Origin of the sequence: Arthrobacter sp. HMWF013 (genome assembly GCF_003061105.1) — a bacterium.
In the GTDB taxonomy this organism is placed as follows: domain Bacteria; phylum Actinomycetota; class Actinomycetes; order Actinomycetales; family Micrococcaceae; genus Arthrobacter.
The window spans coordinates 1-7,276 of the sequence record NZ_QAIQ01000063.1 but is presented as its reverse complement, the minus strand read 5'-3'; the positions used below and the strand labels follow the sequence as shown (position 1 = coordinate 7,276).

At 64.2% G+C, this 7,276-nt stretch carries 8 protein-coding genes, 6 tRNA genes and 1 pseudogene; 9 read left to right on the top strand and 6 right to left on the bottom strand.

From position 1 onward, the window contains the following. The 4 genes and pseudogenes from DBR22_RS03035 to DBR22_RS03020 form a co-directional block, all read right to left on the bottom strand. A pseudogene (locus DBR22_RS03035) lies at positions 1-93 on the bottom strand (methionyl-tRNA formyltransferase); the annotation flags it as partial. Continuing rightward, positions 90-668: a peptide deformylase gene (gene def, locus DBR22_RS03030; protein WP_108597720.1), complete on the bottom strand. Its 579-nt coding sequence runs from the start codon at positions 666-668 to the stop codon at positions 90-92. The gene def and the pseudogene DBR22_RS03035, both read right to left, overlap by 4 nt. Before the next feature lie 76 nt (positions 669-744). Further along, entirely contained in the window at positions 745-1,605 is an 861-nt protein-coding gene (locus tag DBR22_RS03025; protein ID WP_108597719.1) for a cytochrome, read from the bottom strand. Between the two features lie 102 nt (positions 1,606-1,707). Further along, positions 1,708-1,779 (bottom strand) — tRNA-Val (locus DBR22_RS03020). 229 nt (positions 1,780-2,008) lie between these two features. On the opposite strand from DBR22_RS03020, the gene DBR22_RS03015 reads away from it, so the two are divergent. From DBR22_RS03015 to DBR22_RS02990, 6 genes are all read left to right on the top strand, one after another. Then, positions 2,009-2,081: transfer RNA gene (locus tag DBR22_RS03015), tRNA-Gly, on the top strand. Between the two features lie 47 nt (positions 2,082-2,128). Next, positions 2,129-2,199 (top strand) — tRNA-Cys (locus DBR22_RS03010). A gap of 43 nt (positions 2,200-2,242) precedes the next feature. Continuing rightward, positions 2,243-2,317, top strand: a tRNA-Val gene (locus tag DBR22_RS03005). A gap of 56 nt (positions 2,318-2,373) precedes the next feature. Next, positions 2,374-2,446, top strand: a tRNA-Gly gene (locus DBR22_RS03000). A gap of 42 nt (positions 2,447-2,488) precedes the next feature. Further along, positions 2,489-2,560: transfer RNA gene (locus tag DBR22_RS02995), tRNA-Val, on the top strand. 181 nt (positions 2,561-2,741) lie between these two features. After that, positions 2,742-3,023, top strand: coding sequence for an antitoxin (locus DBR22_RS02990; RefSeq protein ID WP_108597721.1), 282 nt, complete (start codon positions 2,742-2,744; stop codon positions 3,021-3,023). Positions 3,024-3,195: 172 nt separating this feature from the next. On the opposite strand, the gene zapE is transcribed toward DBR22_RS02990, so the two are convergent. After that, positions 3,196-4,233 carry a cell division protein ZapE gene (gene zapE, locus DBR22_RS02985; protein ID WP_108597718.1) on the bottom strand — a complete coding sequence of 346 codons (1,038 nt, stop codon included), beginning with the start codon at positions 4,231-4,233 and terminating at the stop codon, positions 3,196-3,198. 218 nt (positions 4,234-4,451) lie between these two features. On the opposite strand from zapE, the gene DBR22_RS02980 reads away from it, so the two are divergent. Genes DBR22_RS02980 through ybaK form a run of 3 tightly spaced genes read left to right on the top strand, consistent with a single transcriptional unit; the run spans position 4,452 to position 6,356 of the window. Further along, positions 4,452-5,363, top strand: a complete 912-nt coding sequence (locus DBR22_RS02980; RefSeq protein WP_108597717.1) for a sulfurtransferase — start codon at positions 4,452-4,454, stop codon at positions 5,361-5,363. A gap of 10 nt (positions 5,364-5,373) precedes the next feature. Further along, positions 5,374-5,835, top strand: coding sequence for a SufE family protein (locus tag DBR22_RS02975; protein ID WP_108597716.1), 462 nt, complete (start codon positions 5,374-5,376; stop codon positions 5,833-5,835). 23 nt (positions 5,836-5,858) lie between these two features. Then, positions 5,859-6,356 carry a Cys-tRNA(Pro) deacylase gene (ybaK, locus tag DBR22_RS02970; protein WP_108597715.1) on the top strand — a complete coding sequence of 166 codons (498 nt, stop codon included), beginning with the start codon at positions 5,859-5,861 and terminating at the stop codon, positions 6,354-6,356. On the opposite strand, the gene DBR22_RS02965 is transcribed toward ybaK, so the two are convergent. Further along, a partial coding sequence (locus DBR22_RS02965; RefSeq protein WP_108597714.1) for an alpha/beta hydrolase family protein occupies positions 6,353-7,276 on the bottom strand: 924 nt, incomplete at its 5' end. The two genes, ybaK and DBR22_RS02965, sit on opposite strands and share 4 nt — an antisense overlap.

Genomic DNA, 7,276 nt, shown 5'->3' with positions numbered 1-7,276 from the left:
GGTCAGGACCGCAACGACCTCAAAGCCCGCTTTGACGAGCGCGTTCAGTGACGGAACCGCCACGGCGGGAGTGCCGGCGAAAAGTACCCTCATGTGTTGGCGCCGCCGCCAAAGCTTGCGCCGCCAAAACTGGACCCGACCGTCTTGGCCCGTTTCGTCGTCGTGCGTTCCGTCACGGCGTCGTAGTTGGCGTTGCGGATGGAACGCAGGGCCTCCTTGCGGTCCTCACCCTCCAGCCGGTCGGTGAAGAGGATGCCGTCCAGGTGGTCAGTCTCATGCTGGAAACAGCGGGCCAGGAGGCCCTCCCCCTCGATGGAGACAGGGTTCCCGTTCAGGTCAACGCCGGTGGCCCGCGTGGCGCGGAAGCGGCGGACGGGGAAGGCGAGGCCGGGGATGGAGAGGCAGCCCTCTACGTGGTCAGCCTGGTGGTCGTCGCTGTTTTCCAGCACAGGGTTGATGATGTAGCCCTCCACACCGTCAATCCGGTAGGTGAAGACCCGCTTGCTGACCCCGATCTGGGGGGCTGCCAGGCCTGCGCCGTCCACGTCCTCCATGGTCTCGGTCATATCCGCCACCAGCTTGGCGAGTTCGGGCCCGAAATCCGTCACGGGATCGGCAACTGTGCGGAGCACAGGATCACCAATGATGCGGATATTCAGAATGGCCATGTGCTGTTATTCCTCACGGTGGTAAAAACGATCAACCTGTCCAGTTTAGGCGCAGGGCAACCTGGCGGGGACTGGCCTAGGCGCTTCGGACCTGGGCTGACGGAGGCGGAGCCACGGGAAGCAGGGCGGAACCGGCGGCGAGCGTGTCAGCAGACAGCTCCCAGACCCGCCGCAGGGCGCAGAATTTCCACCAATGGTGTTTCAGGACGTCCGGGTTGGCGCGGACCGGGCGGACCTCGGTCTCGCCGATGGCCACTGCCAGGAGCAGCGGGGCCTCGCCGTACTTCCAGGCTTCCCATTCCCCGGCCACCGGGTCCACGAGGCTTTCTTCGGCTTTCATTCCCGCCACGAGCTGCATGACCACCTTGTCATCCAGGGGCTTCACTGTGCCGTCCCGGGTGGTGCCTTTGGTTTTGTAGTCAATAAGGCAGATCCGGCCGTTGATGCGGGCCACGAGGTCCAGGGTTCCGGCGTATCCCACTGATTTGTTCCAGACAGTGATTTCCGGGGCGAGGGGCTCCACGTCATACAGCTCCCACCACTCGTCAAACCGGATGGCAAAGGCTTCCTCGCCATTGGCGGCCAGCGCCTCCCGGGTCTCTTTCATGGCATGGGGGCGGCCCAGGGCACGGAGCGCCACCTGTTCGCAGTAACTGTGGACGCGGTCACCACGCCTGGCTGCGTCATCCCGGTAGGTCTCTGCCGCTTTGGATGCCCGGTTGACGGCCTGACGGATTTTCGCCGGGCTGCCCAGGCAATCAGCAAGCAGCGGGTCCTTGGCCAGGCTGCTCGCGCCCATGTATCCGAACCAGCCATCCAGGCCGTGCGGCTGCTGGCCGATGACGGTGGTGATGGACGGAACGGAGAACTGCTCGGAGGTGGACCGCGCGTACATGCGCCCGTATTCCGTGGCGTGGGCAAGGAGTGGATCAGTCATACAAAGACTCTTTCACAGGCGGCTGACAGAAAGGCTGACAGTTGGCGGCACAAAAAAGGTCCGTTTCCACTCGTTGGAGCGGAAACGGACCAGCTTGCTCGGTGGGCGATACTGGGTTCGAACCAGTGACCTCTTCGGTGTGAACGAAGCGCGCTACCACTGCGCCAATCGCCCCGATGCCTTTGAATGCTAGCGGACCGGGCGGGGTTTATGGAAATCGAAAAAGCGCCGGAAGCGAATTACAGGCCTGTAATTCCGAAAATCCCCTAGATTGCAGGGATCCAGCCGGTCTGCGGTGGCGTAAAGCGGCGCGATTTGGAGAATCCCTGAACCTCCTATAGAGTTCTTACTCGTTGGAACGCGAGGAAATGCCCGAAAACGGCACGGAATTCACGCTCCGAATGCGGACGTAGCTCAGCTGGTAGAGCACCACCTTGCCAAGGTGGATGTCGCGAGTTCGAATCTCGTCGTCCGCTCGCAGGACACTGTCATGGCAAAGGTTTTTCAGAACCGGCGCCTACACGGTGGGTTGGCCGAGAGGCGAGGCAGCGGCCTGCAAAGCCGTTTACACGGGTTCGAATCCCGTACCCACCTCGGTGAAAACCATAGGGTTTCCGGTTTACTCCGGATCTCACATGGGCGATTGGCGCAGCGGTAGCGCGCTTCCCTGACACGGAAGAGGTCACTGGTTCGATCCCAGTATCGCCCACCAGGCAAGGAAACTTGCTTCATGCAGTACGTAGGGCCCAGGTTCTTCGCACTTCATACGCGGACGTAGCTCAGCTGGTAGAGCACCACCTTGCCAAGGTGGATGTCGCGAGTTCGAATCTCGTCGTCCGCTCTCATCTCCCCCAATGACCGAAGTGCACAAGCTTCAGGTTTTGGGCGATTGGCGCAGCGGTAGCGCGCTTCCCTGACACGGAAGAGGTCACTGGTTCGATCCCAGTATCGCCCACAGCAGCAGCTCTCGACGGGCTGCTTTTTTGTTGCCCTTTTCCTTTCGTCGGATCAGGGCGCCCGTCCGATCCGCTCCGGGCGAACGGCCAGCACACCCTGTTTCCTTGGCATGCCCAGGAGACAGGGCTAGGATCGTTTGCGGAGGAGCGAACTGGCTCCGTTATTGAAGGGAGGTGCTCGTGGGACTGATTGACGATCTTAAGGGCAAGGCTCAGGGTCTTATCCATGGCAACGAGCAGGCCATCAAGGACGGTCTCACCAAGGCCGGCGATTTCGTCGACTCGAAGACTGGCGGCAAGTACGCCGGTCACGTCGACAAAATCCAGGATGGTGCTTCCAAGCTCATTGACAAAAACGGTACTCCCGGCGCGGCACCTGCCACCGAGCAGGTTCCGCCGGTTACGCCCGTCAACCCGGCACCGCCGGTGAATCCGGTTCCGCCGGTTGACAAGGCTCCTTAAGGATTTGGCCAGGGCTTTGCCCTAGCACGTCAAGGGGGTGCAGGTCCCGCCGGGAGGCGGCACCTGCACCTTTGGCGTTTAAGCAGCGCCCACGCACCAACGCGGGGTCAGATACCGCCCCTCCGCGACCCCCGGAGGGGCGATATGTGACCCCGCGTTGGGGTATTGGCGGTCAGGACGGCTCGTGGTTCTGGCCCTCGCGCGCCAGCGCCGTCAGCCGGGAGACAGCGCGGAAGTACTTCTTGGTATATCCGCCGTGCATCATCTCGTCGGTGAACAGCTTGTCGAAGGGAACGCCGCTGGCAAGGATGGGAACATCCTTGTCGTACAGCCTGTCCGCAAGCACCACGAAGCGGAGGGCAACGGACTGTTCGGTGATGGTTTCCACGTTGCGCCACACCACACCGTCGATCCCGTCAATGAGCTGGCGGTAACGGCTGGGGTGGACACCGGCGAGGTGGGCGATCAGCGTGCTGAATTCGTCCTGCGCCACGGTCTTGCCATCGAACTCGGCCTTCATCTGGGCGGCGAGCTGGCTGTTCTTCAGCGGGGACGGCGGGGTGGGGAGGCCGCGGTGCCGGAAGTCTTCGCCGTCGATCCGGAGGACATCAAACTGGTCCGCCAGGACCTGGATCTCCCGCTGGAAGTCGACGGCGGCGAAGCGGCCGTCGCCCAGCGAGCCGGGCAGGGTGTTGGACGTCGCGGCGAGCTTGACGCCGGCGTCGGCCAGTTCCCGCATCAGCCGGGACATCAGGACTGTGTCGCCCGGGTCATCGAGCTCGAACTCGTCGATGCACACCAGTTTGTAGTGGCTCAGGGCCTCAACGGTCTTGCGGAAGGACAGGGCTCCCACGAGGTTGGTGTACTCCACGAACGTACCGAATGCCTTGGGGCCGGGCGCTGCATGCCAGAGCGAAGCCAGCAGGTGGGTTTTGCCGACGCCGAATCCGCCGTCGAGGTAGATGCCCGCCCTCGTTTCCACCTTCTTGCTGAAGAGCTTCTTGAACAGCCCGGCGCCGTCGCCTGCTCCCACTCCCCCGGCGAAGCCTTCCAGTGCCCTCACCGCTGCGGCCTGGGACGGCTGGTTGGGATCGGGCCGGTAACTGGCAAAGGAGACCTTGCCGAACCGCGGCGAGGGATAGAAGCCCTTGAGGAGCTCATCCACCGACACTGCCGGAGTGCGGGCAGCAAGCTGTTCGATCTGTACCAAGGTGGTCCGTTCTGCTGGTGGGTTGTCCCCAGAAAGAATACCGGCAATGACGGCGGCCTCCTCCGTCCCGCCACCGTCGGGCTCCGTAGCGTGACGAAGGCCATATTTCCCTCTGTTAACGGGAACCGGACATCGCAGCCGGGCGTGGCTAGTGTGGATGGGAGGTTCAACCGTCCGTCAGCAGATCCGCAGTACGTCTTTTGTGAAAGGCCATCACCGTGTCCTACCCAGTAGAACAAAACGAGAAGTTTGCCGCCTACGCCAACCCGGAGCGCCTGGTATCCACTGAATGGCTCGCTGCCGCCCTCAAGTCCGGCGCAGTGGCGGACGGGAAACTCGTAGTGGTCGAATCCGACGAAGACGTCCTGCTGTACGAGACGGGCCACATCCCGGGATCGGTCAAGATCGACTGGCACACAGACCTCAACGATGAAGTGACGCGGGATTACGTGGACGGCAGTGCCTTCGCCGCCCTGGCAGCAGCCAAAGGCATCTCCCGCGATTCCACGGTGGTCATCTATGGCGACAAGTCCAACTGGTGGGCAGCCTACGCCCTGTGGGTATTCACCCTGTTCGGCCACGAGGACGTCCGGCTGCTCGACGGCGGCCGGGACAAATGGATCGCCGAAGGGCGGGAACTGACCACCGAATCGTCCACCCCTGCGCCGGGCGACTACCCGGTGGTGGAGCGCAACGATGCCCCCATCCGTGCGTTCAAGGAAGACGTGCTGGCGCACTTCGGCAATCCCCTGATCGATGTCCGCTCCACCGAGGAATACACGGGCCAGCGGACCCACATGCCGGCCTACCCGGAGGAAGGCGCGCTCCGCGGCGGCCACATCCCCACGGCGGCATCAATCCCCTGGGCCCGTGCAGCTGCTGCGGACGGAACCTACCGCAGCCGCAACGAACTCGAGGCCCTGTACCTGGACGAAGCGGGCCTGGTGGCCGGCGATGACGTCGTGGCCTACTGCCGTATCGGCGAGCGTTCCAGCCACACCTGGTTCGCACTGAAGTACCTGCTGGGCTTCGACACCGTCCGGAACTACGACGGCTCCTGGACCGAGTGGGGCAACGCCGTACGCGTTCCCATCGTCAAGGGCGCGGAACGCGGCACGGTCCCGGCGTAAACTGGGACCGATGACTACACATGACCTGCCCGCCGCGCTGGCGGAAATCGTCGATGATTTCCAGGCACTGACGGAGCCCGAGCGGCTTCAGCTGCTGCTTGAGTTCTCGCGTGAACTGCCCGAGCTGCCGGACCGGCTGAAGGACCATCCCGAGCTCCTGGAGCAGGTGGTGGAATGCCAGTCGCCGTTGTTCCTGACCATTGAAACGGAAAAGAACGACGCCGGCACGGCCAACAGCGTCCGGCTCTACTTCAAAGCCCCGCCGGAAGCCCCCACCACCCGCGGCTTCGCCGGCGTACTGCACGAGGGACTGGACGGCCTCACCGCTGCTGAGATCCTGGCTGTGCCCGATGACATGCCGGAACTCCTTGGCCTCACCCGTGCCATCACGCCGCTGCGGATGCGTGGCATGACCGCGATGCTGGGCCGCATCAAACGCAAGGTCGCGGCCACCTCCCGGCCCGGGTCCTGAAGACCGGACCGGAACTGAACCTCTTGGGACGCAAGAGTTCGTCTAAAGGAACGCCGGCCACAGCCATACTGGCTGCGGCAGGCGTTCCTTTTGTGCTGCATCCCTACACCCACGATCCGGCTGCTGCCAGTTACGGCACCGAAGCCGCCGAAGCCCTGGGCATCGCCCCGGAAAAGGTCTTCAAGACCCTCATGGTTGAGGTTGAAGGCAGGCTGGCGGTGGGAGTGGTGCCGGTCAGCGGGAACCTTGACCTCAAGGCGTTCGCCGCCGCCCTTGGTGCAAAAAAGGCTGGAATGGCGGACCCCGCTGCGGCCGAACGCCGCACCGGCTACGTCCTGGGCGGGATCTCGCCGCTTGGCCAGCGCCAGCAGTCCCCTACGGTGGTTGACGGCAGTGCCCTCACCTTCGAAACCGTGCTGGTTTCGGGCGGCAAGCGGGGCCTGGACATTGAGCTGGCCCCGGCCGACCTCATCCGCCTGACGTCTGCCGTCACCGCCGCGATCGGCACCCGCACCAGCTAGCCTCCGGCCGGCGCGTCCCCGAACTGTCGCTGGCCGGGATTCAGGCGCGGGGCCAGCTGGGGCCGGAGCCACGCCTTGACCAGGCTCTCCCAGCGCTCCGGATCCACGTTCCATTCCTTGGTGTGCCGTGCGTGGTTAAAGGTCTCGAACGTGACCATTTCGGCATTCCGCTCCGCCAGGACCGTTGACGGGCCATAGGGAACGTACTCGTCATCAACGCTGTGGATGATCAGCGTGGGTGTCCGCACTTCCACCGCACGGGCCACCCAGTCCATGGCCTTAAGGTCAACGGGGGCGGCAAGTCCGGTGAGCCGGCGGCCCAGCGGGTGGCCGAGCATCAGCTGCCCGTACCGGCCCACCAGGGACGGGATCCGGTTCAGCTGCGCGTGATGGGCCAGGACGTTGACCCAGTTGATCACCGGCGCATCCAGGACCATGGCCCGGATCAGGTGGCGGTAGCGTGACAGGTCCGCCGTCTGAAGGCAGATGGCCCCGCCCATGGACCACCCGAAAAGTACGATCTCCTCGGCCCCGTTGGCCAGCGCAAACTCGATGGCAGCGTCCACGTCGTGCCACTCCGTGGATCCCAGCCCGTAGCGGCCATCGTTGGCCGACGGTGCCAGTCCGTCGTTCCGGTAAGACACCAGAAGGCTGGTCAGCCCCAGTTCCAGTGCGGGTCCAACCGCGCGGATGGCCTCCTGGCGGGTCGCGCCGCGGCCGTGAACCATAATCGCCCACGTCCGGGCCGTGCCGCCGGCGGGGACCAGCCACGCAGGCGCTTCGCCGCCGTCGACCTCGATCAGGACATCCTCGGCAGCGTAGCCCGCGGCTGCTGGATCTGGATGGATGGCACCGCTCCACCACCCGCGGCGGGCCTTGTCCAGGTCACCGGCGTAAACAGCCTCCACTTCCCGCAGGAC